This is a genomic window from Pontibacter saemangeumensis, assembly GCF_039541895.1.
In the GTDB taxonomy this organism is placed as follows: Bacteria; Bacteroidota; Bacteroidia; order Cytophagales; family Hymenobacteraceae; genus Pontibacter; species Pontibacter saemangeumensis.
Map to the genome: position 1 here is coordinate 627,866 of NZ_BAABHC010000014.1, position 22,371 is coordinate 650,236.

At 54.3% G+C, this 22,371-nt stretch carries 23 protein-coding genes; 12 read left to right on the forward strand and 11 right to left on the reverse strand.

The window, feature by feature from the left end; all coding sequences use genetic code 11:
* The first annotated feature begins 176 nt into the window (after positions 1-176).
* Positions 177-1,265 carry an endonuclease/exonuclease/phosphatase family protein gene (locus tag ABD920_RS13525; RefSeq protein WP_345159739.1) on the forward strand — a complete coding sequence of 363 codons (1,089 nt, stop codon included), beginning with the start codon at positions 177-179 and terminating at the stop codon, positions 1,263-1,265.
* Here ABD920_RS13525 and ABD920_RS13530 read toward each other — a convergent pair whose 3' ends face one another.
* Both ABD920_RS13530 and bshC read right to left on the reverse strand, forming a co-directional pair.
* Positions 1,266-1,844 carry a 5-formyltetrahydrofolate cyclo-ligase gene (locus tag ABD920_RS13530; RefSeq protein WP_345159740.1) on the reverse strand — a complete coding sequence of 193 codons (579 nt, stop codon included), beginning with the start codon at positions 1,842-1,844 and terminating at the stop codon, positions 1,266-1,268. It lies immediately after the preceding gene.
* Complete coding sequence (bshC, locus tag ABD920_RS13535; RefSeq protein WP_345159741.1) at positions 1,844-3,421, reverse strand: bacillithiol biosynthesis cysteine-adding enzyme BshC; 1,578 nt, start codon at positions 3,419-3,421, stop codon at positions 1,844-1,846. The genes ABD920_RS13530 and bshC overlap by 1 nt, the downstream gene beginning before the upstream one ends.
* A gap of 304 nt (positions 3,422-3,725) precedes the next feature.
* On the opposite strand from bshC, the gene ABD920_RS13540 reads away from it, so the two are divergent.
* Positions 3,726-4,106, forward strand: coding sequence for a PH domain-containing protein (locus ABD920_RS13540; protein ID WP_345159742.1), 381 nt, complete (start codon positions 3,726-3,728; stop codon positions 4,104-4,106).
* 38 nt (positions 4,107-4,144) lie between these two features.
* On the opposite strand, the gene ABD920_RS13545 is transcribed toward ABD920_RS13540, so the two are convergent.
* The 9 genes from ABD920_RS13545 to ABD920_RS13585 form a co-directional block, all read right to left on the reverse strand.
* Positions 4,145-4,513: an endonuclease domain-containing protein gene (locus tag ABD920_RS13545; RefSeq protein ID WP_345159744.1), complete on the reverse strand. Its 369-nt coding sequence runs from the start codon at positions 4,511-4,513 to the stop codon at positions 4,145-4,147.
* 145 nt (positions 4,514-4,658) lie between these two features.
* Positions 4,659-5,972, reverse strand: a complete 1,314-nt coding sequence (gene rimO, locus ABD920_RS13550; protein ID WP_345159746.1) for a 30S ribosomal protein S12 methylthiotransferase RimO — start codon at positions 5,970-5,972, stop codon at positions 4,659-4,661.
* A 290-nt stretch (positions 5,973-6,262) separates the two neighbouring features.
* Positions 6,263-6,697, reverse strand: coding sequence for a hypothetical protein (locus tag ABD920_RS13555; protein ID WP_345159747.1), 435 nt, complete (start codon positions 6,695-6,697; stop codon positions 6,263-6,265).
* A gap of 246 nt (positions 6,698-6,943) precedes the next feature.
* Positions 6,944-7,450: a peptidase associated/transthyretin-like domain-containing protein gene (locus ABD920_RS13560; protein ID WP_345159749.1), complete on the reverse strand. Its 507-nt coding sequence runs from the start codon at positions 7,448-7,450 to the stop codon at positions 6,944-6,946.
* A gap of 10 nt (positions 7,451-7,460) precedes the next feature.
* Positions 7,461-8,420 carry a signal recognition particle-docking protein FtsY gene (gene ftsY, locus ABD920_RS13565; protein ID WP_345159750.1) on the reverse strand — a complete coding sequence of 320 codons (960 nt, stop codon included), beginning with the start codon at positions 8,418-8,420 and terminating at the stop codon, positions 7,461-7,463.
* Positions 8,421-8,527: 107 nt separating this feature from the next.
* Positions 8,528-8,680, reverse strand: a complete 153-nt coding sequence (locus tag ABD920_RS13570; protein ID WP_345159751.1) for a DUF4295 domain-containing protein — start codon at positions 8,678-8,680, stop codon at positions 8,528-8,530.
* A 2-nt stretch (positions 8,681-8,682) separates the two neighbouring features.
* On the reverse strand, positions 8,683-8,871 hold the full coding sequence (gene rpmG, locus ABD920_RS13575; protein WP_345159752.1) for a 50S ribosomal protein L33: 189 nt from the start codon (positions 8,869-8,871) through the stop codon (positions 8,683-8,685).
* 354 nt (positions 8,872-9,225) lie between these two features.
* On the reverse strand, positions 9,226-9,465 hold the full coding sequence (gene rpmB / locus ABD920_RS13580; protein WP_345159753.1) for a 50S ribosomal protein L28: 240 nt from the start codon (positions 9,463-9,465) through the stop codon (positions 9,226-9,228).
* Positions 9,466-9,589: 124 nt separating this feature from the next.
* Positions 9,590-9,760 carry a C1orf53 family protein gene (locus tag ABD920_RS13585; protein WP_345159754.1) on the reverse strand — a complete coding sequence of 57 codons (171 nt, stop codon included), beginning with the start codon at positions 9,758-9,760 and terminating at the stop codon, positions 9,590-9,592.
* 152 nt (positions 9,761-9,912) lie between these two features.
* Between ABD920_RS13585 and ABD920_RS13590 the strand changes: the two genes are divergently transcribed.
* From ABD920_RS13590 to ABD920_RS13635, 10 genes are all read left to right on the forward strand, one after another.
* Positions 9,913-10,227, forward strand: a complete 315-nt coding sequence (locus ABD920_RS13590; RefSeq protein ID WP_345159755.1) for a hypothetical protein — start codon at positions 9,913-9,915, stop codon at positions 10,225-10,227.
* A 123-nt stretch (positions 10,228-10,350) separates the two neighbouring features.
* Positions 10,351-11,592: an ornithine--oxo-acid transaminase gene (rocD, locus tag ABD920_RS13595; protein WP_345159756.1), complete on the forward strand. Its 1,242-nt coding sequence runs from the start codon at positions 10,351-10,353 to the stop codon at positions 11,590-11,592.
* Between the two features lie 510 nt (positions 11,593-12,102).
* Complete coding sequence (locus ABD920_RS13600; protein WP_345159758.1) at positions 12,103-12,393, forward strand: hypothetical protein; 291 nt, start codon at positions 12,103-12,105, stop codon at positions 12,391-12,393.
* A 228-nt stretch (positions 12,394-12,621) separates the two neighbouring features.
* Positions 12,622-13,530, forward strand: coding sequence for a DUF3667 domain-containing protein (locus ABD920_RS13605; protein ID WP_345159760.1), 909 nt, complete (start codon positions 12,622-12,624; stop codon positions 13,528-13,530).
* Positions 13,531-13,551: 21 nt separating this feature from the next.
* Complete coding sequence (gene dgt, locus ABD920_RS13610) at positions 13,552-14,937, forward strand: dGTP triphosphohydrolase (protein WP_345159761.1); 1,386 nt, start codon at positions 13,552-13,554, stop codon at positions 14,935-14,937.
* A gap of 36 nt (positions 14,938-14,973) precedes the next feature.
* Positions 14,974-16,173, forward strand: coding sequence for a hypothetical protein (locus ABD920_RS13615; protein WP_345159763.1), 1,200 nt, complete (start codon positions 14,974-14,976; stop codon positions 16,171-16,173).
* A 59-nt stretch (positions 16,174-16,232) separates the two neighbouring features.
* Positions 16,233-17,408, forward strand: coding sequence for a hypothetical protein (locus ABD920_RS13620; protein WP_345159765.1), 1,176 nt, complete (start codon positions 16,233-16,235; stop codon positions 17,406-17,408).
* Between the two features lie 196 nt (positions 17,409-17,604).
* The gene (locus tag ABD920_RS13625) at positions 17,605-18,942 is read left to right on the forward strand and encodes a M16 family metallopeptidase (RefSeq protein ID WP_345159766.1); all 1,338 of its coding nucleotides are present in this window, start codon (positions 17,605-17,607) and stop codon (positions 18,940-18,942) included.
* Positions 18,943-19,062: 120 nt separating this feature from the next.
* Complete coding sequence (locus ABD920_RS13630) at positions 19,063-21,150, forward strand: insulinase family protein (protein ID WP_345159767.1); 2,088 nt, start codon at positions 19,063-19,065, stop codon at positions 21,148-21,150.
* A 352-nt stretch (positions 21,151-21,502) separates the two neighbouring features.
* Positions 21,503-22,354: a carboxypeptidase-like regulatory domain-containing protein gene (locus ABD920_RS13635; RefSeq protein WP_345159768.1), complete on the forward strand. Its 852-nt coding sequence runs from the start codon at positions 21,503-21,505 to the stop codon at positions 22,352-22,354.
* Positions 22,355-22,371: the final 17 nt, after the last annotated feature.

The window sequence follows — 22,371 nt, forward strand, 5'->3', positions numbered from 1 at the left end:
AAAAGGCAGCCCCTATATATAGGGGCTGCCTTTTTTTGCTTTAAGCAGTTTACGCTGAGACTTTCCTATACTTACAGAGCACAACTACACTGCCTGCGGCGTGTACTATTACAACAGAAATAACTACCTTCACCTATATTTATATATCTTCTGCATCCTATAATCGACCCGCGTACATGAAGCAAGCAGCCATCATTGTTGTACAAGCATTAGGAACCTTCGCTATACTTGCCACAGCTTTGCCACTGCTTACCCTGCAAGAGTGGTACGTACGTGTGTTTGACTACCCCCGCGTGCAGCTTATTTCTTTAGCGCTGCTCAGCCTGCTACTTTATATATGGCTGGGCACCAAGCACCGCAAGCGCGACAAGGCCCTCCTCGCCGGGTTAGTTGTTGCGATCGCCTATCAGGCTATCAGTATTTTCCCCTATACCTTTCTGGCACCTGTGCAGGTGAAACAGGCAGAGCAGGACAGCACCCAGGAGAACGAGCTCAGCATCATGGTCTCGAACGTGCTCATGACAAATAAAAAACACGACAGATTGATTGCCCTTGCCCAGGAAAAGAACCCGGACATTTTGCTGCTGCTGGAGTCTGACGCGGTATGGCAGGAGGCCCTGGCACCTGTTACAACGAAATACCCTTACCGCGTAGAGATACCGCTTTCAAACACCTATGGCATGCACCTCTACAGCCAGTTGCCTTTGCGCCAGAAAAAAGTAAGTTACCTGCTTGACGAGGATATCCCTTCCATTAAAACGTTTGTGAAACTACGGAGCGGCATATGGGTAGCGCTGCATGCGGTACACCCCAAGCCTCCTGTGCCCACCGAAGACCCTAACTCCAAAAAAAGGGACGCCGAGATTGTGATGATAGCCAGGGACATTGCTGAATCAAAGTACCCGGTGGTGGTAGCCGGTGATTTCAACGACGTGGCCTGGTCGCGCACCACGGAGCTTTTCCAGGAGGTCAGCAGCCTGCTGGACCCGCGGGTAGGCAGGGGGTTTTACAACACCTTTAACGCCAACTACCCGTTGCTGCGCTGGCCCCTCGACCATATCTTCCACTCCGATCATTTTAAGCTGGTGCAGATAGAAAGGCTACCTGATGTGGAATCAGACCACTTCCCTATTTTCATAAGGCTGAGCTTCGCCCCGGAAAACAAATACGAGCAGGAAGAGCCTGAGGCCGACGAAGACACGCAGGAGGAAGCCTCCGAAATGATAGAGGAAGGTTTTGAAGAGGCCCGGGAGAAGAATAAATAACTACGGCTTTTCGGGCCACACCCCTTGCGGCATCACCACGGCGTCCAGCGGAACGTCAAATACATTCGGGTCCGCTATATGCGCCACGGGCGGCTCCAAAGATAACCCGACTTTCAGCACATCCGGGCGCGCCTCGGCCAGGAAGCGGTCGTAGAAGCCTTTGCCGTAGCCTACGCGGTGGCCCGCCTTGTCGAAAGCCAGCAGCGGCACCAGCACCACGTCCACCTCCTCGGCATATATGATGTGTGCATCCTGCGGCTCCGGTATGCCCCACGCATTTTCCACCAGCACGGCTTTGTCGGTCAGGTGGTGGTGCGTCAGCACGTGCTGCGCCGCATCCGTCACCGGCACGGCCACCCGCACCTCCGGGTGCTCCCGGCGCAGCCGCTCGATGATGAGCCAGGTATTTACTTCGTTGTTTTTGAGGATGGGCAGAAACACATGCACTGTCTGGCCCGCCTGTAGCGGGAAGTGCCGGAAAAACTGATCGGCGATGCGTTGGCTCCGCAGCTGCACCTCCTCCGGCGGCAGCGCCCGCCGCTGCTGCAGCATCTGTTTGCGTAGCTCCGCCTTATGCATTACTCCTCCTCCAGTATCGTGAACTTGAACTCGAATGGATCAAAAGCATCCACGAGGGCCGGTATAAAATCGGGGTTGTTGGTTTTGTAGGTGAGCAGGTTGTCGTGGCGCTCCTGCAGCGTGCCGTTCGGGAACAGCTTGTCCTTCAGGTTCTCCAGTTGCTTAAACGTCTGCTCGTGCTTGCTGTCGCGGGCCTTGGCGATCTTCTTCTCCAGCATCTGCAGCGAGTTAAGCGCTTTCTGCGCCTCGGCCCCCACGGCTTTCACGAGCGTCGGGTCCACGTCCCCAGCCAGCTTCTCTACCTCGGCAAAGGCGGCGGCCACGGTAGTGCGCTGCGGCTCCAGGTTTATCTCCTCTTCGTGCAGCTGGTCCGACAGGTGCTTCTTCAGCTCCTGGTACTCCATAAACATATCCTGCGGCTGCAGGCCCAGCTTGTGCATGCGGCTTGCGTTGCCCTTGTTTATATATAGCCCCGAGTTACGCAGCATCAGCACCGGGAACGCCACGTTATATGCCTCGAACAGCTTCTTCAGCTGGAACCAGTACGCCACCTCGGCCCCGCCGCCTATATAGGCCAGGTTCGGCAAAATCAGCTCTTCGTAGAGCGGGCGTAGGATCACGTTCGGGCTGAAACGCTCCGGGTGCTCCTCGGCCTCCTGCCGTATTTCCTCCAGGGTAAAGCTGATGTTCGTGTTGAGCACTTTATATATAGCGTCCTCCTGCACAATGCGCTCCCGCAGCCTGTCCGTCAGGTAAAACAGGTTGATCTCGCGGGAGTACACCTGCTGCTTGTAGTTCAGCTTTTCGAGCTGCGCGTTCACCTCCTCCACCAGCCTGTTCGACAGCTGCTCGGTCAGTTCTTTCTCTATTACCGGTGTCAGCGCCTTTTTCAGTTCCGCGTGGTCACCGTCCACACTCACCAGGCCATATGCCCCGAACAGCGCATGCGTGATGACACGGGTGGCATCCGCCAGGTTTTTGCTGTGGCGGTAGGCGTCCTCAAACATGGGATAGGCTTCCGGCAACTCTTCCAGCACCTGCTCCAGGCCTTCTGTTGTGAACCGGCCGACGGCACCCGTCTGCGCCGTCTCCCATCTATACTTTTTCCCGAACAGGCTGAAGTGGTTGATTTCGGCGAAGTCGTGGTCTTCAGTGGCCATCCAGTATACCGGCACAAAATTGTAGTCCGGGTACTTCTCCTTTAGCTGGGCACAGGTGTTGATGGCCGTGATGATCTTATATATAAAGTACAGCGGGCCGGTGAAGATGTTGAGCTGGTGGCCGGTGATGATGGTGAAGGTGTTAGGCTGCCGCAGCAGGTCAAGGTTCTGCTGCACCTTAGGATGGATGTCGGCCACGGATTGGTACTGCTCCTGCAGCGCCTGGTGCAGGGTGTGGCGCTGTGCCTCGCTGAAGCTTTTCTCTTTGATCTGGGCTTCAAAGGCCGCTACGGTCGGGAAGTGATTATAAAAAGCGCGCAGCTGCTCGCCGCGACTAAGGTAATCTGCTATCGTTTGAGAGAAGGCGCCGGTGGCGGCGTAGTCCATCTTGGTGATCTTCATGGTAGAAACGTCCATCTGGGTGTTTGCCTGGGGTATAGCCTCTTAAACAGCTATCCCGGAAATGTGTTGCAGTGGGCTATCATTTTGCCCGCTGCGGCACAAAGTAACGGCTTTATTTCCTGATTTGCAGATGATGCGATAGAAAGCAGCTAGCAAAGGATAAGCGGCAGTATATACAGGCAGGCGCTACAACCCCTTTACAGACGTAGTAGTGTGCGCTGCCGGTGCGGGAGGCCCGCTCGCAGCAAGCAACGGCCCTATACCTAAACATATCCGAAGTTAAACGTACATAAGTAGTCACAACCAACACCTTAAAACTATGGGATTATTAAGCGGCATGATGGGACACGCCTCGGAAGTGTCTATCGAGAAGATCACAAAGGAATTTCAACCGATCATGGTAGAGGAGGAACGCATTGAGCGGGCGTACCGCCTGATCCGGGACATGCTGGTGTTCACCAACAAGCGCCTCATCCTGGTGAACAAGCAGGGCCTCACCGGCTCCAAGGTGGATTACCAGAGCATCCCCTACGGCAGCATCAAAACCTTCTCCATGGAAAGCGCCGGCATCGGCGACCTGGATGCGGAGCTGAAGATATGGCTGACCGGCGAGACCACGCCCACCATCAAACAGGACTTCCGCAAGGGCGACAACATCAACGAGGCCTATCGGGTGCTGAGCCGGTTTGTGCTGAAATGACCTCCCCCTGCCCCCTCCTAAAAACAGGAGGGGGTGATTCAGGATTGATTGAAAGCTGCGGCTATTCGTTGTAGCACCAGTTTCGGTTCTTCAAACACCTCGCCGTTCCTGATGCGAACAACTTTATATCCTAAGCGTTGTAGCGTTTCGTCTCGCACGTGGTCATTTGCTTTGGCTTCCGCTGTATCGTGCACAGCGCCATCTACCTCGATCACTAACTTATCAGAAGCGCAATAAAAGTCTACGATGTAGCTGCCAATGCTATGCTGCCTCCTGAACTTACGGCCGCTCAACTTATGCTTTCGAAGAAGCCGCCACAGCTCTTCTTCTGCGGGCGTCATATCACTGCGCAATGCTGCCCGTTCTTGCCGTAAGATTGGGATGCTGTGTAACTGGTCCTTCCGCATAAGCTTGAGTTTTGCAAGCTAACATCTTTGTACATCAAGTCTGTTCCATAAATAGCAGAAGCCTTGCTCTTTATTAGAGCAAGGCTTCTGCTATTTGATTTTTTCTACACCCCCTCCTGTTTTTAGGAGGGGGCAGGGGGAGGTCTTACGCTACCACGTCCCCATACAGATCAAAATCCGAGGAGCCGGTGATCTTCACGTTGGCGAAATCGCCGAGGCGAATATAGGTGGTATCGGCGGCAACTAGCACCTCGTTGTCTACCTCCGGCGAATCGTACTGGGTGCGGCCCACGAAATAGCCGCTTTCCTTGCGGTCGAAGAGCACTTTGTAGGTTTGGCCGATCTTCGCCTCGTTCAGCTCCACCGAAATCCCCTGCTGCAGCTCCATGATCGCGTCTGCGCGCTCCTGCTTCACCTCGTCCGGCACGTTGTCCTCCAGGGTATAGGAGTGTGTGTTGTCCTCGTGGGAGTAGGTGAAGATGCCCAAACGGTCAAACTTGGTCTCCTCCACCCAGTCATACAGCTCCCGGAAATCCTGGTCTGTCTCGCCCGGGTGGCCGGCAATCAGAGTGGTTCTTAAGCCGATGTCCGGCACGCGCTGCCGGATCTGGTCCACCAGCTCAATAGTGCGGCGCTTGCTGATGCCGCGGCGCATCGTCTTCAGCATGTTATCGGAGATGTGCTGCAGCGGCATGTCGAGGTACTTGCAGATGTTGTCGCGCTCGTTCATCACGTCAAAAGCCTCCATCGGGAACTGCGACGGGTACGCGTACTGCATCCGGATCCACTCAATGCCTTTCACATCCGACAGGTTGCGGAGCAGGTCCGCCAGCTTGCGCTCACCGTAGTGCTGCAAGCCGTAATAGGTCAGGTCCTGCGCGATCAGCACCAGTTCCTTCGTGCCCATGCTGGCCAGACGCTTCGCCTCCTTCACCAAATCCTCGATTGGACGGTCCACGTGCTTACCGCGCATCAACGGGATGGCGCAGAATGAGCAGGGGCGGTTGCAGCCTTCAGCGATCTTGAAGTAAGCGTAATGCGAAGGCGTGGTGAGCAGGCGCTCCCCGATCAGCTCGTGCTTATAGTCCGCCTCCAGCTTTTTAAGCAGCTGCGGCAACTCCAGCGTGCCGAAGTAGGCATCCACCTGTGGGATCTCCTCCTCCAGCGACTCCTTGTAGCGCTGCGACAGGCAGCCGGTGACATATAATTTGTCGATCTGGCCGGCTTCCTTGGCTTCGGCGTAACGCAGGATGGTGTCGATGGACTCCTGCTTGGCATTGTCGATGAAGCCGCAGGTGTTCACGATGATGATGTTGGAATCGTCTTTTTCCGACTCGTGCGCCACCTCGAACTCGTTGGCGCGCAGCTGCCCCATCAGCACTTCCGAATCCACGAGGTTTTTGGAGCAACCCAGCGTGATGACGTTTACTTTATCTTTCTTAAGTGTTCTTACTTTCACTTACTTCTATCTGTTTATTGAAATACGCTACAATCGATTAACAACCTTCAGCAGACCATAATGGTTCGTTTCGGCTACCGGCCTGCAAAGGTACAACATGTTTGGTTAAGAAAGGCAGAACCGCGAAGCAACTGATTTAGAAAGCGTTGGTTAATATGGAATACCGGAGGGAGACAAGGCCCCGCCGCTACAGGGCGGGAAATAAAAGCAGGCTATATGCCGAGCACAAGGCTCGGGTAGGAAGCCGGTGTTCCTGGGCCAAACGAAAAATACTACTGCTATATATAGCCTTAGACCTTTTTCTTCTTCGGAGGTTTCGACGGCACTGGCCGGGCAAACCACTCCTGGCCACTGGCACGGCTCTTTACCAGCTTAAGGCCAATGGGCAGCTGGTAGCTCGTGATAAGCAGGCTGATGACCTGGTACAGGTTGTTGTCCCAGAGATAATCCGGCGACTCCAGGATGGCGATGTTCTTCAGGGGGGTGTGGGGGATGTGCTGGATAAAGTACTCGATGATTTCCTCGGTCAGCACCCCGCCGGCCGGGATGCCGGAGTCGATCATCAGGTTCGTCACTTTCCTTTCCTGAATGACGGCAAACAGGGAGACAATGGTCTGGAAGAAACGGGAAGACTCCACACTCAGCTCATCCGACCATTTCACGCTCAGTATATTCCGGGCGCCTTCATACGCCATCTCCATGAAGTCATCCTGAATAACACACATTGCAGGTGATAAATTAACTGAGTAATATCTAAAACGGTAGTCGCTCGGCTTCGAAAATAACATCTCGCGGGCGACAGCAATATCTTAAGGCGTAACTTCTTCAGCCAAAGGCCCTTCATCACGCGCCGCACAAATATAGGGATATGAACTTATATATAACGCGTGGCGGATATAAATATAGATTTACTATGATATATAAAAAGGGGGGGGGAAGAATCAACAGAAACGCTTTATAGGCAACGCCTGTCAGTAACTTGCCTCGTAGTTGATGAGGAATTCCACGCTGGTTACCTGCCCCTCCTCCACCTCCACCGGGTAAATGTTGTTTTCCCCGTCGAACAGGTTGGCGTATAATCCCTTCTCTTCTTTCGTAAAAAGGCTATACCTGCCGGGCTTCAGGCTAACCGCAAAATTGCCGTTCGCGTCTGTCTGCACCTGGGTCACTAAATCAGTTTGGATGTTGGTATGGAAAACACCGTCTGTGGTGCTGGCCTGGGCGCCATTGGTGAGTTGGTATACATATACCGTGCGCTGTACGCCTTTGCCTTTACTGGGCGGTGCATCCGGGGACGGCATCTGGTTACCGGATTGCCACAGCACCTTTCCGGCGATGCCTTGTTCTAAGGGAGCCTGTTGCTCCTGTGCCTTGCTTTGTTCCACCTGGTCCGGGCTTTTTGTGGTTTGAGCGGAGTTGCTGGTGCCGTTGCAGAAAAACAGCAGCAGCGCCAGGGGCAGCAGCAAAAGCTTTTCCATGGCTATCTGCCTATTTGCGCGAGAAGAAAGACTCCACAAACTCGTGCTTGTCGAACAGCTGCAGGTCCTCGATTTTCTCGCCAACGCCTATATACTTCACCGGGATCTTGAACTCGTCGGAGATGCCGATCACCACGCCGCCTTTGGCGGTGCCGTCCAGCTTGGTGATGGCCAGCGCCGTTACGTCGGTGGCTTTGGTGAACTCGCGGGCCTGCAGCAGGGCGTTCTGGCCAGTGCTGCCGTCCAGCACCAGCAACACCTCGTGCGGCGTGTCCTCCGTCACCTTCTGCATCACGCGCTTGATCTTCGAAAGCTCATTCATCAACCCGACCTTGTTGTGCAGTCGGCCGGCCGTGTCAATGATCACCACATCGGCGCCCATTTCCACGCCTTTCTTCACCGCGTCGTAGGCCACGGAGGCTGGGTCGGTGTTCATGCCGTGCGAAACCACCGGCACGCCCACGCGCTCTCCCCAAATAATGAGTTGGTCTACAGCGGCGGCCCGGAAGGTGTCGGCGGCGCCCAGCACCACTTTCTTGCCCGCCTTATGGAACTGGGCGGCCAGCTTGCCGATGGTCGTGGTTTTGCCCACGCCGTTGACGCCCACCACCATGATCACATAGGGCTTGATGCCCGCCGGAAGCTCAAAGTCGGCGCCGTCGCCGGAGTTGTTCTCCTCCAGCAGCGCCGCGATCTCCTCGCGCAGGATGCGATCCAGCTCGTCGGTGTTCACGTACTTGTCCTTGGCTACGCGCTTCTCGATGCGGTCAATTATTTTCACGGTTGTCCCCACCCCCACGTCAGCATGCACAAGGATTTCCTCCAGCTCGTCGAGCACCTCCACGTCTACCGTGGACTTGCCGACTACTGCTTTGCTTAGCTGATCAAAGAAGCTGCTCTTGGTTTTCTCCAGGCCTTTGTCCAGCGACTCCTTTTTCTTCTCTTTGCTGAAAAAATCAAAAATGCCCATACCGATGCGTTTGTAAGGATGAAAAACTTCCGGTGAAACGGTAATATACTAAAAAAGTCCCACCAGTGGGACTTCTTCATGTAATCTATATATAGCAGAGAGGCTTATTACTTCTTAATGAACTCCTGTACTTTGTCTACAGGCACCATCTCTTCTCTAAAGCTATAGGCGCCTGTTTTAGGAGACTTAACAGCTTTGATCACTTTTGCCCAGTCTTTACCTGTGGCGGTTTTTAGGGTTGCAACTGTTTTCTTAGCCATGGTTATTTGATTTCTTTATGAACGGTTACTTTCTTCAGGTTCGGATTATACTTCTTCAGCTCAAGACGCTCAGCAGTATTCTTTCTGTTTTTGGTAGTGATGTACCTTGAAGTTCCAGGTATGTCAGTAGTCTTCTGCTCTGTACACTCCATAATAACCTGGATTCTATTACCTTTTGCTTTTTTAGCCATCTCTAATGTAATTTTTTTATTTGGGACTGCAAATATAAAATCTTAAATCTCTAATTACAAACAATGTATAATTTTTATTGCGAAACTGTTCACACCGGCTTCACACCAATTATATATACCTGCAGCCCGCCAAAGCGGCGCCTGTTTTGGAAGCAGTTCGCCCCCGGAAAGCCCTCTCCCGCACCTTTCGGTGAGCGCGGCGAAGCTTGAAAAAACGGCAACGGAGCGAGGCGGCAGCTATTGCCGAGGCACCTCTCTCCGTTGCCGGTGAAATCGTTTTATATGTCAGATGGCGTGCCAGGCTCCGTTGCCGCCCTCAGGTGCGATCACCGGAGCAGCAGGGCCCGGCGGCCACTAGAACATGATATGGCCTTGCTCTACAGCTTTCTTCAGCACGGCAGAGATGCCGTTCTTGTTGATCGTCCTCAGCGCAGACGTAGACACCTTCAGCGTTACCCAGGCATCTTCTTCCGGGATGTAAAAACGCTTCTTCTGAAGGTTCGGGTAGAACTTACGCTTTGTCTTATTGTTAGCGTGAGATACGTTGTTACCTACGCGTGGTCTTTTTCCTGTAATGTCGCAAACTCGTGCCATCGTTATATTCTTCTAATATTATTTCAATAGGGGTGCAAATATCCTAAAAAAGATACACAAATTCAAAGGCATCGCGAATATTTTTCCTGAGAATGTGTGCGGCGGCCCTGCCGGGTAACAGATATTATACCTTTTTCGGCCTTTCCGCCCCCTCCTGCTTCCGGAAACCATAAGGGCAGTGCCGGCAGCCGTTCTGGCAGCAGTAGCCGCGCTTCAGGAGGTATTTTGCCGTAAACACCAGCAGCCCCTGTCCGTTCAGGTAGTAATCCTCGCCTTCTTTCAGTTCCTGGGTCACGGTTTCAGCATCAGCCCGCAAGTTACTCAAATTAGCCGGCAACAGCCAAAACCCGCACAGCCCAACACCTCCATCCGCCACACGTACGTTATAATTCAGGCGCCGGCGCGGCCTGTCCCAACCTGAGCCAAACCACTTAACCACATACGCCTATGCCAGCATACAGCACCTTCAGCGAAGCCATCGAGGCCATGCGCGCGCGCGGGTTCGTCCACACCTTCACGATTCAGAAAGAGGAGGTTTACTGCCCGGAGCTCAGCACCGTTATCCCGCCGGAGCAGCTCACCCTGATCGAGCACCACCAGGTGCCCTCGCCCGACTCCATCGGCGGGGAGCGCGAGGTGTTCGGCTTCCGCACCGACGACAGCGTGCTGGGGCTGATGACCAGCACCTACGCCGAGTACGACATGGAGGGATTCAAAAAGATTTTCACGCGCTGCAAGCTCGGCAAGGGCATGCGCGCCTGATGCCGCAGGTTTTAAACCAGCCTCCGATTCATTACTTTTACCATATATCTTATATCATCCGGAATAGCAAGCAGGCAGTAAAGGCACAGCAGCTGACGATTCAGAAAAACTAAACCTAAAACTATGAACACGCTAACAATTACCTCCAGCCAGCAGGCCATTGACACAGAGCACCAGTACGGCGCCCACAACTACCACCCGCTGCCTGTGGTCCTGAACCGGGGCGAGGGGGTATACCTCTGGGATGTGGAAGGAAAGCGCTACTACGATTTCCTGTCGGCCTACAGCGCCGTGAACCAGGGCCACTGCCACCCCAAAATCATCAATGCCCTGGTTGAGCAGGCCGGGCAGCTCACGCTCACATCCCGCGCCTTTTACAACGACAAGCTGGGCGCCGCCGAAAAGTATATATGCGAGTGCTTCAAGTACGACAAGGCCTTATATATGAATTCGGGTGCCGAGGCCGTGGAGACCGCCATCAAGCTGGCGCGCAAGTGGGGTTATATGAAGAAGGGCATCGCGCCGAACAAAGCGGAGATTGTGGTGGTGGAGCATAACTTCCACGGCCGCACCACCGGCATCATCTCCTTCTCCACCGACCCGGACTCCACCAAAGGCTTCGGCCCCTATATGCCGGGCTACAAAGTTATTCCATATAATGATATAGATGCCCTGGAGCGCGCCCTGAAGGAAAACCCCAATATCTGCGGTTTCCTGGTGGAGCCGATACAGGGCGAGGCAGGCGTTGTGGTGCCGGATGAGGGTTACCTGGCCAGGGCGCATGCGCTCTGCAAAGAATACAACGTGCTGCTGATGACCGACGAGATACAGACGGGCATCGGGCGCACCGGCAAGCTGCTGGCCAGCTACCACGACGATGTGAAAGCCGATATCTTGATACTGGGCAAGGCGCTGTCGGGCGGGGTGCTGCCGGTTTCGTGCGTGCTGGCCGACGACGAGATCATGCTGTGCATCCAGCCCGGCGAGCACGGCTCCACTTTCGGCGGCAACCCCTTGGCGGCCGTGGTGGCCATCGCGGCGCTGGAGGTGATCAGGGAGGAGGAACTGACGGAGAATGCAGACAGGCTTGGGGAAATTTTCCGGGAGCGCATGCGCCGCCTCATAGCCCGTCGCCCCGAGCTGGTGACGCTGGTGCGCGGCAGGGGCCTGCTCAACGCCATCGTGGTGAAGCCTACCCCCGACGGCCGCACCGCCTGGGACGTGTGCGTGGCGCTGAAAGACAATGGCCTGCTGGCCAAGCCTACCCACGGCGACATCATCCGGTTCGCGCCGCCGCTGGTAATGACAGAGGCCCAACTGGACGCCTGCTGCGATATAATCGAGGAAGTGGTTATGGCTTTCTAGATCCGGCAAGCTTCAGGCGACAAACCTTTTACAGGCCAGAACAGCTCAGGCGGTGCGAAAGTGCCGCCTGAGCTGTTCTGAGACTGGCTATGCATGCGCGGCTATATATAAAACATGAACACCAGATGTGCCTGAAGCTGTGCCGGAACAGGTTCGATCAGGCGGATCTGTGTATATAAAACCAGATCACATCTACTATTTTCCAAATCGAAAACCCAACTGCCCTTCCATTCAAAACAACGGAGCTCTAAATGGAAGAAGGCTCAGGCAGCCTGGCCTAAATCATCAGGTAAAACAGTTGGTTTTAAAAAGGAAAGGCTGTGACAGGGACCCGGCAGCAACTTGCCATGCCCTATATCCCTTGGGTTTTCGAAAGCTCCAGATCCGGCCTGTTTTATATATGCCTGTATATAAACATCGAGGTGAAGAAGCATCAGTAAGAAGGGAGGCAAAACAGCGCCTGCTTGTAACATACAGTCTGCCCAGTTACCGGAACCACTCAAAGCAGGTATGGCTTCATCTCCAGCAGGGACTGCCGGAAACAAAGCCATACGCACACCTAAGATTAAAAGCACGCAACCACCAACCGGGGAAGCTGGCAATTACCTGCCTGTCAACAAAAACCGCACGTCCGGCACGGGGGCTGCACATGGAAGCAGCTGCGCCTTCGGTAACAGTGAAAGATTTTCAGGAGCAGTTTGTTTTCAGAACTTGGAAAGAGCAGTGGTGCTATGGTTCAAAATTGAGGCGATTAAACCTGTAACACAAGGTATTCCTTCGCCTGTTTGTAACATCGCCTAAATTACTGTTTCAGCAGAGGATATAGGCCATAAACGCAGCCTTGACGTATTTTGCATAAAAAATTGTGCAGACCGCTTCCGTTTTGCAACATCGCATTTTCTATATATTATTTGTTGCCCCACTGGATTTCTTTATTTTGCTGCCGCTCCGGGAGACTGACCATAGCATTATTATCGCTATAAGGCTATATTTGGATGAGAACGGCCCGCTGGCTGCCATACAGAACATATGAAGAAAAACAGACGCAAGTTTACCCAGTGCCCAAACTGCGGCTACACCTTTGAGGATGTCAATAACTTTTGCCCCAACTGCGGCCAGGAGAACCACGACCTGAACGTGCCCGTGAAGCACCTGCTCTGGGAGTTCCTGGAGGGCACGCTCCACTACGACACCAAGTTCTGGGTCACGCTCCAGTACCTGCTCTTCCGCCCGGGCCTGCTCACCGAGAAGTTTAACATCGGGCAGCGTGCGTCTTATGTCCCGCCGTTCCGGCTGTATGTGTTTGTCAGCCTGGTGTTCTTCTTTGTGTTGTCGCTGCGGGCAAGCCGCGAAACCGAACCCCTGAAGAAGGATTTGCCACCCATTGAGGTACCAGCCATACCGGAGGTGCGGCTAGGAGACTCGCTGCTGTATGCGCGCGATGCGACCGTGATCACCCCGGAGCGTACTCCCGCCGACTCCGCCGTGCAGAACATCGATAACCCTACGTTTAAAATGGCTATGGAGAAGTTGGTGTCCTTCTCTAAAGGCGGCGAAGTATCGCGACAAAAGCTACTGAAGAACGTCTCGTTCATGATGTTCATCCTGATGCCCTTTTTCGGCTATATCCTCTACCTTTTCTACTACAGGCAGCGGCGCAACTATGTAGAGCACCTCATGTTCTCTGTGCATTTCCATACTTTCTTTTTTCTGTTGACGATTCTGGCCCTGGGGATTGAGTTTATATACAGCGGGTTTGATGTCGATATGTGGGTCTTCTGGATTTCGATGCTTTACCTGTACTTTGCACTGCACCAGGTATACAAGGGCTCTTACCTAGGCACGTTCTTTAAACTCATCCCGATTGCCTTCGTGTACTTTTTCTCGCTTACTTTATTCTTCCTTGGCACCCTGGCCATCAGCGTCCTGATGAGCTAAGGCTTTACCTTATATATACTTATGCCGAACTCCACTTCCTGGGACAGACTGATATCCAAAAAGCGCTTCGAGACGAATGACCCGAAATACAGTTCCGACGAATCGGTGCGGGGCGAGTTTCAGCGCGACTATGATCGCGTGGTGTTCTCCTCCGCTTTCCGGCGGCTGCAGAACAAGACGCAGGTGATGCCCATGCCCGAGAGCGACTTCGTGCACACCCGTCTCACCCACAGCCTGGAGGCCTCGGTGGTGGGCCGCTCGCTGGGCCGCATCGTGGGCAAAAGCATCCTGGAGCGGCACCCGGAACTGGCGCAGGAAAAGCACATACAGGAGGCAGACTTCGGGGATGTGGTGGCCGCCGCCTGCCTGGCGCACGACATCGGCAACCCGCCCTTCGGGCACTCCGGCGAAGACGCCATCTCCGCTTACTTCCTGGGCGAGGCGGCGCAGCCTTATATGGCTACGCTCACCAACGCCGAGAAAGCCGACCTGCAGCGGTTTGAGGGCAACGCTGCCGGTTTCAGAACCCTCACCTACACCTACCCGGCGCACTGCAAATTGCCTGACGGCGTCAGTCACAGCGGCCTCAGCCTCACGTACACTACGCTGGCCACGTTCACCAAGTACCCGAAGGAGTCGCTGCCGGTAGTGCCGGGCACCAGAAACACCAGCGAGAAGAAGTACGGCTTTTTTCAGACGGAGAAGGCGTGGTTCCAGAACATCGCAAAGGAGCTGGGGCTGCTGAAGAAGGGGGAGGGGGAGGAGGTATTCTACCACCGCCACCCGCTGGCTTTCTTAGTGGAGGCCGCCGACGATATCTGCTACCGCATCATCGACTTCGAGGATGGCCTGAGGCTGGGCCTGGTGCCGCACGAGAAAGGCATTTACCTGCTCCGCCAGATCCTCAACGACAACCCGAACCGCACGTCCAGCCTCCACTTCTACGACTGGCGCGAGGAGATCGGCTACCTGCGCGCCCGCATCATCGGCAAACTGATCGAGGAGACTTCCGCTGTTTTCCTGCAGCACGAGCAGGAGATTCTGCAGGGGATATATGACAAGCCGCTCATCAACGAACTGGGCTGCAAACCGGTGCTGGACGAGATAAAAGACCTCTCCGTAAAGCTGATTTACCAGAACCGCCCGGTGCTGGAGATTGAGGCGGCGGGGTTTGAGGTGCTGGGCGGCTTGCTGGACGCCTGCGTGAAGGCCGTGTTCCACCCGGAGTCGCGGCACCACCGCAAGCTGGCAGCGCTCATCCCGCCGCACTACCTGCAGCTCCCCGAAGACGCCTCTGCCTACGAGCGCATCCTCCACATCACCGACTTCGTCTCCAGCCTCACCGACCAGGCGGCGCTGGGGCTCTACCGCAAGATAAAGGGCATTGAGCTGCCACGGATGTATTGATTACCTTTGCCGTTGATGTTTAAAGCTGATTATCGTTTGGCAGATGCTCTGCTGCTCCTGCTCTATGCTGCTGTTTGCGCAGCCATCCTGTTAAGGGTAAGCATAGAGAGCACCGGCTACACCTCCCCGGATTCTGAGTATTACATGGAGGCAGCCCGCAGCCTGAGAGAAGGCGAGCAATTTTACATCCATGATCTGTATGGGCTGCACACCGGCGATGCATCGGCCAAAGCATATTTCACGGCCTGGCCTGTTGGGTATCCAACATTGATCTATATGGCCTCCTGGCTTAGCCGGCTGGATCTTTTCTGGGCTTCGAAGCTTCTCAACCTGCTGTTCATCGGCTTTGGGTTTCTGCTGATGCGGCATATCAACAGGCAGTACGCTTTTGTACTGGCTTCCATCTATGGTGCCTTCTCTATTATTGAGATGTATTCCTATACCTGGTCTGAGGGTGTTTTCATATATGGATGCCTGTGCTTTGCCTACCTTATGGCAACGATCTACAATGGCAAACAAAGCAAGACAGCGTTCATATTGCTTCTGGGCATAAGCGCATTCATATTTGTGGTGCGGTACATCGGCATCTTCACAGTTGGTTTTTTAGCACTGGCCACAGTATACTACTGGCTGCGCAGGGAGCATGCCACCAGCAACAAGCTACTCCTTGTCCTATTGATTTTGTGTATTTTCATAGGCGCTTATTTGGGAAGGAATTACTATCTGATTGGGCACCCTACCGGCATTGCACGCATCCACACCGAAATGGAAAGCATCGGAGAGATAGCCGCCATGACCATCAAAAGCCTTGCAGGGGAATTCTTCCTGATCAGGAGGTACTACTTTACCGGTACGCCCGACCTGCTCACCTGGGCCACCATAGCGCTTCAGCTCCCGGTGCTCTTCATCATCGGCAGAGCACTTAGAAGCCAGGGGAGCCTGATTAAAGAGTTGAGGAAGAACACGCTCTCGCATAGTTGCCTGCTGGCTGCTCTGCTCTACCTGGCGTTACTCGTCTTTTTAAGAAGCTTTTCCCAGTTTGACCCTATAAACTACCGGCTGTTATCGCCTTTTACCTTCCTGGTTTTGTTTGCCGCTGTTCATTATGTTGTGGCGCTACCGGAAAAGTCTAAAGCACTGGTAAGGGCAAAAGTGCTGATCTTTTGCTTCTTCGTCATCTCCTTACTGTTAAACCTGCCAAAGGAGTATCTTCTTGGCAAGCTTCTGCAACCGTAAGCCCCTATATGATCTGGAATCCAAAACGTACTTTAAGGGCAGATGCTACATCAGACTTTTTGCTACTCGGCTTATATATAACCGTTGCCGCCGTCCTTATTTTCAGGATACAGGCAGAGGCAACAGGCTATATAAGCCCTGACTCGGCGAAGTATCTGGAGCTGGCGCAGAATCTTAAGGATGGCAAAGGGCTGTATCTGTACGATGGCGAAAGTGGTCGTAGGATTTTCTTCTCTACGTGGCCCGTTGGCTATCCGGTACTCATATATGTAGTCTCGGCAGTGTCTACCTTAAGCGTTTTCTGGGCTTCAAAAGTGCTAAACCTGCTGCTGCTGGGCCTGAGCTTCCTGGTGCTGCGCCAGATCAACAGGAAATACGCTTTTATACTTGCTTCCGTTTATTGCTCCTACACGTTACTTGAAGTCTACAGCTTTACCTGGTCAGAGGCTCCGTTCCTGCTGGGTTTACTCTACCTGTGCTACCTGTCTGACAAGATTCTGACACAAGAATACGCCACTAAGAGCATCCTTTTCTTATTCCTGACGTGCTTCTCCCTATTCCTGCTTCGCTATATAGGCGCCTTCTCGTTTAGCGCCCCTACCTTGCTGGCTTTTTACTTATATTATAAAAAGAGAAATGCGCCTGCTCTAAAACTGCTTGCTGTGTCCACTATTCTGGGAATGCTCGCTGCCCTCTATTTATATATGAATTACCTCCTGAGCGGCTTCACAACAGGGTTCGACCGCATGGCGGCAGGAACTGAGCCGATGGGAGCTTTTGTGAGCATGATGACGGAAGGATTACTGAACGAACTGCTCCTCATCCGGAAGTACCGCGCCGGCAACCAGCCCGACTACCTGCTTTACATCGCCACGCTCCTGCAATTGATCACGGTGGCAGTTATCATCACAAAAGTAAAGAAGCCGTTCCATCTGAAAGAGCAGACGAAAAGGAACATATTCTCTCTTACCTGCCTGATAACAGCCGCTTTATACTTTCTATCGATTCTACTGCTAAGAAGCATTTCTCACTTTGATGACTTGGATTACCGTTTGCTCGCCCCCTTCAGCTTCCTGTTCTGGATCGGCCTGGTGCATGTGCTTTGTTCTTTGCCGGATACATCTAAAAGTGTTGTGCAGGCGAAATATATGGCCTTTGCTTTTTTTCTCATCTCACTGCTCCTCAACCTTCCCAAGCAGTACATCTTAGGGCAGTTGAAGCATCTCCTGCAGTAGAGGCCATTGATTTACGCACCCCTCGTTCGTCTATAAAAAACCCAAATTCATCCGCCGGCGCAACACCCTGGCCGAATGTCAGGAGCACTCGCTAGGTGCTGGGTGGCATTTCCCCTTTTAAGTGTTAAATTTATGGGATGCACTGCCTCTTTGCCAGAGGCAGACACGCATACCACCTAAACGCAACAACAACGATATGAAACGAAAGCTTATCATTTGTCTTTTGTGGTGCGCCACCGGCTTTGCGGCGCTGGCACAGACCAAAGACAACAAGATCGAGTTCACGGAGTACGACCTCCCCAACGGCCTGCACGTCATCCTGCACCAGGACAATTCGACTCCGAATGTGGCGGTATCGGTGCTGTACCATGTCGGCTCCAAGAACGAGGTGGAGGGCCGCTCCGGCTTCGCGCACTTCTTCGAGCACCTGATGTTCGAGGGCACCGAGAACATTGGCCGCGGCGAGTACAGCTCGCTGGTGCAGAAGGCCGGCGGCGCCCTGAACGCGAACACCTCCTTCGACCGCACCTATTATTACGAACTGCTGCCAAGCAACCAGGTGGCCCTGGGCCTTTGGCTGGAGGCAGAGCGCATGAAGCACGCCAAGGTAGACCAGATCGGGGTGGAGACGCAGCGCAAGGTGGTGCAGGAGGAGAAGCGCGAGCGCATCGACAACCAGCCCTATGGCTCGATGGGGGAGAATGTGTTCTCCACAGCCTTTAAGGTGCACCCGTACAAAACGATGCCGATCGGTTCCTTCGAGGATCTGAACGCGGCGAGTATTGAGGAGTTCCGCGACTTTTACAAGACCTTCTACGTGCCCAACAACGCGACGCTTTCCATCGCCGGTGACATCAACATAGAAGACACAAAAAAGCTGGTCGAGCAGTACTTCGCCGGCATCCCAAAAGGCACCAGGCCGATTCCACGGCCGGATATAAAGGAGCCGAAGCAGACGGAGGAGCGGCGCAAAACGGTGTATGATAACATCCAGCTGCCGGCCGTGATCCAGGCCTACCATGTGCCGGAGCAGGGCACGGAGGATTTCTATGCCCTGTCCATGCTCACGACGCTGCTATCGGGCGGGGAGAGCGCGCGCCTGCCGAAGGCGCTGGTGGATAAGCAGCAGAAAGCCGTGGCCGCCGCCTCTATCCCCTTCCCGACCGAAGACCCGGGCCTGTTCCTGACATTTGCCATCGCCAACATGGGCGTGGACGTGGACGATTTAGAGCAAGCCATGAACGCCGAGATCGAGCGCGTGAAAACGGAGCCGCTCTCGGACCGGGAATTCCAGAAACTGCGCAACCAGGTGGAAAGTGACTTCGTGCAGCAGAACAGCACCGTGGCCGGCCGTGCCGAGAGCCTGGCAAACTACTCCGTGTACTTCGGCGACGCCAACCTGATCAACACAGAACTGGAGCGCTACATGAACGTGAAGAAGGAAGACATCCAGCGCGTGGCAAGGGAATACCTCACCAAGGACAACCGCGTCGTGCTGCATTACCTTCCACAGGCAGCAAAAACGCAGCAATAGGTTTAAGCTATAGGCCTCAGGACAATAGACTAAAGCGTGGCTATATAGGCCATAAGGCTGATTTAGATTTCACCCAGAGTCTTGTGTCTTTCCACCTGATCCCATCATAAAAAAGCAATCATGATAAAGCAATTATATAGTACCGCACTTCTGGCGCTGGCGCTGGTATATATAACCCCGGCCCGTGCCCAGCAGACAACGCCTCCGCCTCCGGGCCCTGCCCCCAAAATTGAACTGGGCGAATACGAGCACTTCACCCTGAAGAACGGGTTGAAGGTATATGTAGTGGAGAACCATAAACAGCCGGTGGTGTCGATGTCGCTGGTGCTGGACCGTGACCCGATCCTGGAGGGTGACAAGGCCGGCTATGTGGAGGCGGCCGGGCAGATGATGCGCACCGGCACCACTACCCGCACCAAGGACCAGTTCGACGAGCAGGTGGATTTCATTGGCGCTGACCTGGGCTTCTCCTCCACCGGCTTTAATGCGTCGGCGCTGAAGAAGCACCTGCCCACGCTCCTCGCCCTCACCACAGACGCCCTGCTACACCCGAAGTTCACGCAGGAGGAGCTGGACAAGATAAAGAAACAGATAAAGGCTAACCTGGCGCAGTCGAAAGACGACCCGGATGCCATTGCCAGCCGCACGCGCAACCTGGTGCTGTATGGCAAAGGCCACCCCTACGGCGAGCTGATGACCGAGGAGACGGTGGATAACATCACGCTGCAGGACGTGCAGAATTACTACGACACCTATTTCAAGCCAAACATCGGGTACCTGGCGGTGGTAGGAGACGTGACGCCGAAGGAAATGAAAAAGCTCCTGAAGAAGTCGCTGAAGAAGTGGGAGAAAGCCGATGTAAAGGAGCTGAAATTCGACCTGCCCCAGCAACCCGAGCAAACGCAGGTGGTGATCGTGGACCGGCCAAGTTCCGTGCAGAGCTCCCTGGTGCTCACCAATCCCGCCGACCTGAAGCCCGGCGCGGCTGATGCCGTGGCGGCCTCGCTGATGAACAACATCCTGGGCGGCGGCATGGACTCGCGGCTGTTCCAGAACCTGCGCGAAACCCACGGCTACACCTACGGCGCCTACTCCTCGGTGAACAGCGACGAAATACTGGGCCGCTTCAACGCCAGCGCCAACGTGCGCAACGCCGTGACAGACAGTGCGGTGGTGGAGTTTATGAGCGAGCTGAACAAGATCCGGAATGAACGTGTGAGCGACGAGGAACTGCGCGACGCCAAAGCCTATGTCATGGGCAGTTTCGGCCGCGGCCTGGAGAACCCCGCCACGGTAGCGGTATATGCCATCAACACCGCCCGCTACGGCTTGCCCGAAGACTACTACGCCAACTACCTGAAGAAGGTGGAGGCCGTGACGGCGGAGGATGTGCAGCGCGTGGCGCAGAAGTACATCCACCCGGACAAGCTCTATATACTGGCTGTGGGCAACGCCGCTGAGGTATCCGGCAAACTGCAGCCTTTCGACAAGGACGACAACACCATCACCTACTACAGCGCCACCGGAGAGAAGGTAGACCGTGCGGCCATGGGCGTGCCGGCCGGCGTGACAGCCGAGCAGGTGATCGCGGATTATATCAAAGCGCTTGGAGGCCAGGCCAACATCGACAAGCTGAAGGACATCACCGTCACCAGCAGCGCGACAGTACAAGGCATGGCACTCACGCTGGTGCAGCAGCAAAAGGGCAACGACAAATTCGTGACGCAGGTCATGATGAACAACAGCCCGGTGCAGCGCGTGACCATCAACGGCGACAAAGGCAGGATGGAGGCCCCGATGCAGGGAGTGAATAAAGAGCTGACGAAAGAGGAGCTCGCCACACAGAAGCTGGAAGTAAGCCAGTTCCCGGTGCTGCAGTACGAGAAGCTGGGCATCAAAACGAAGCTGACGGGCATGGAGAAAGTGGACGGCAAAGACGCATACGCGGTGGAGGTAACGCTTCCGAACGGGCAGAAATCCACGCACTACTTCGACAAAAGCACCGGCCTGCGCCTGAAGGAAGTGAACAACCTGGAGACGCCGCAAGGCGTGCTGACGCAGACAAAAAGCTACAGCGACTACAAGGAGGTAAACGGTGTAAAATTCCCGTACGTGGTAGAAACAGTGGTTGGCCCGCAGACGATCAAGGCAGAGGTCCAGAACATCGAAGTCAATAAAAACCTGCCTGATGACACGTTTAAGATGTAGGTGTTATTTTTTTTATATCTGATGAAATGAAAAGCGGCTGGCCATATATAGGTTAGCCGCTTTTTTTGTGCCTTTAGTTATGACAGCGAGGCAGGCCCAAAATCAAACAGGTAATCCCAAATCCTGTATACTTCTTCCATAGCTACAGTAAAATGCCATTCCCATTTTATATTATTCTAAAGTATAAAGCCATGTATGGAAGAAGGTTTAGGCGACTTGGTATAATGCCTCCTGTTAGAGTTTGATAACTTTCATGGCAAGCCCCCAACACGCCATGGACCCCTTTCGCCGCCGAAGGCATCTGCCTATATACATAGCGCTGTATGCTACACGTTAATCTGAAACCTTATTCATGCAAAAGCCCTTCACCCATATACTACCGCTCCTGCTCTCCCTGCTTATCCTTGGCTCATCTGCAGCGATATATGCGCAAACCGCTTTTATCCGGGGTACGGTAAAAAGCGCATCCGGGCAGGAGCCCCTTCCGTTCGTGAACATCGGCATCAAAAAGAAGGGGATTGGCACCGCTTCCGATGTCGAGGGCAACTTTAAGCTGCGGCTGGAGGACACCTTCCGTCAAGATACGCTCACCTTCTCCGCCATCGGCTTTCAAGACCTGTCTGTTCCCATACGCGACATGGCAGCCAACAACACGCACCAGTTCCTGCTGACCGAAAAAGCCCAGGTGCTGCAGGAGGTGCTGGTGCTGGGCAAAGCGCCGAAAATACGAAAGCTGGGCGTGCGCTACAAAATGCCGTTCCTGTTTGGCAGCGCCGAAACCAAAAGCACCGACGATGTCTCCGAACTGGCGCAACTGATCAATATCCATGGCAAAAGCGCTGAACTCCTTTCCACCACCGTTTACCTGAAAAGCACCAAAGCCGACTCCGCCACTTTCCGGGTCAACTTTTACCGGCAGCAAGACGGGAAACTGGCGCAGCGCCTCGTGGAGAAGAGCATTATCCAGCGGCTGCCGCTCGACAAGGGATGGGTAACGGTGGACCTGCAGCCCTACGGTATTTTGGTGGACGATGATTTCTACATAGGCTTCGAGTACCTGCCCGACAGTCGGCAGACGGAGAAGTTCCTGTTTTTCTACGGTGCCGTGCTCGGCGGCCATATATTCGCCCGCAACGTGAGCCTGGGCGAGTGGCGCAGCACGGCGGGCGGCCAGCTGTCTGCCTACGTCACGGTGCGGCAATAGGGCGCTTTCCCGAAGGC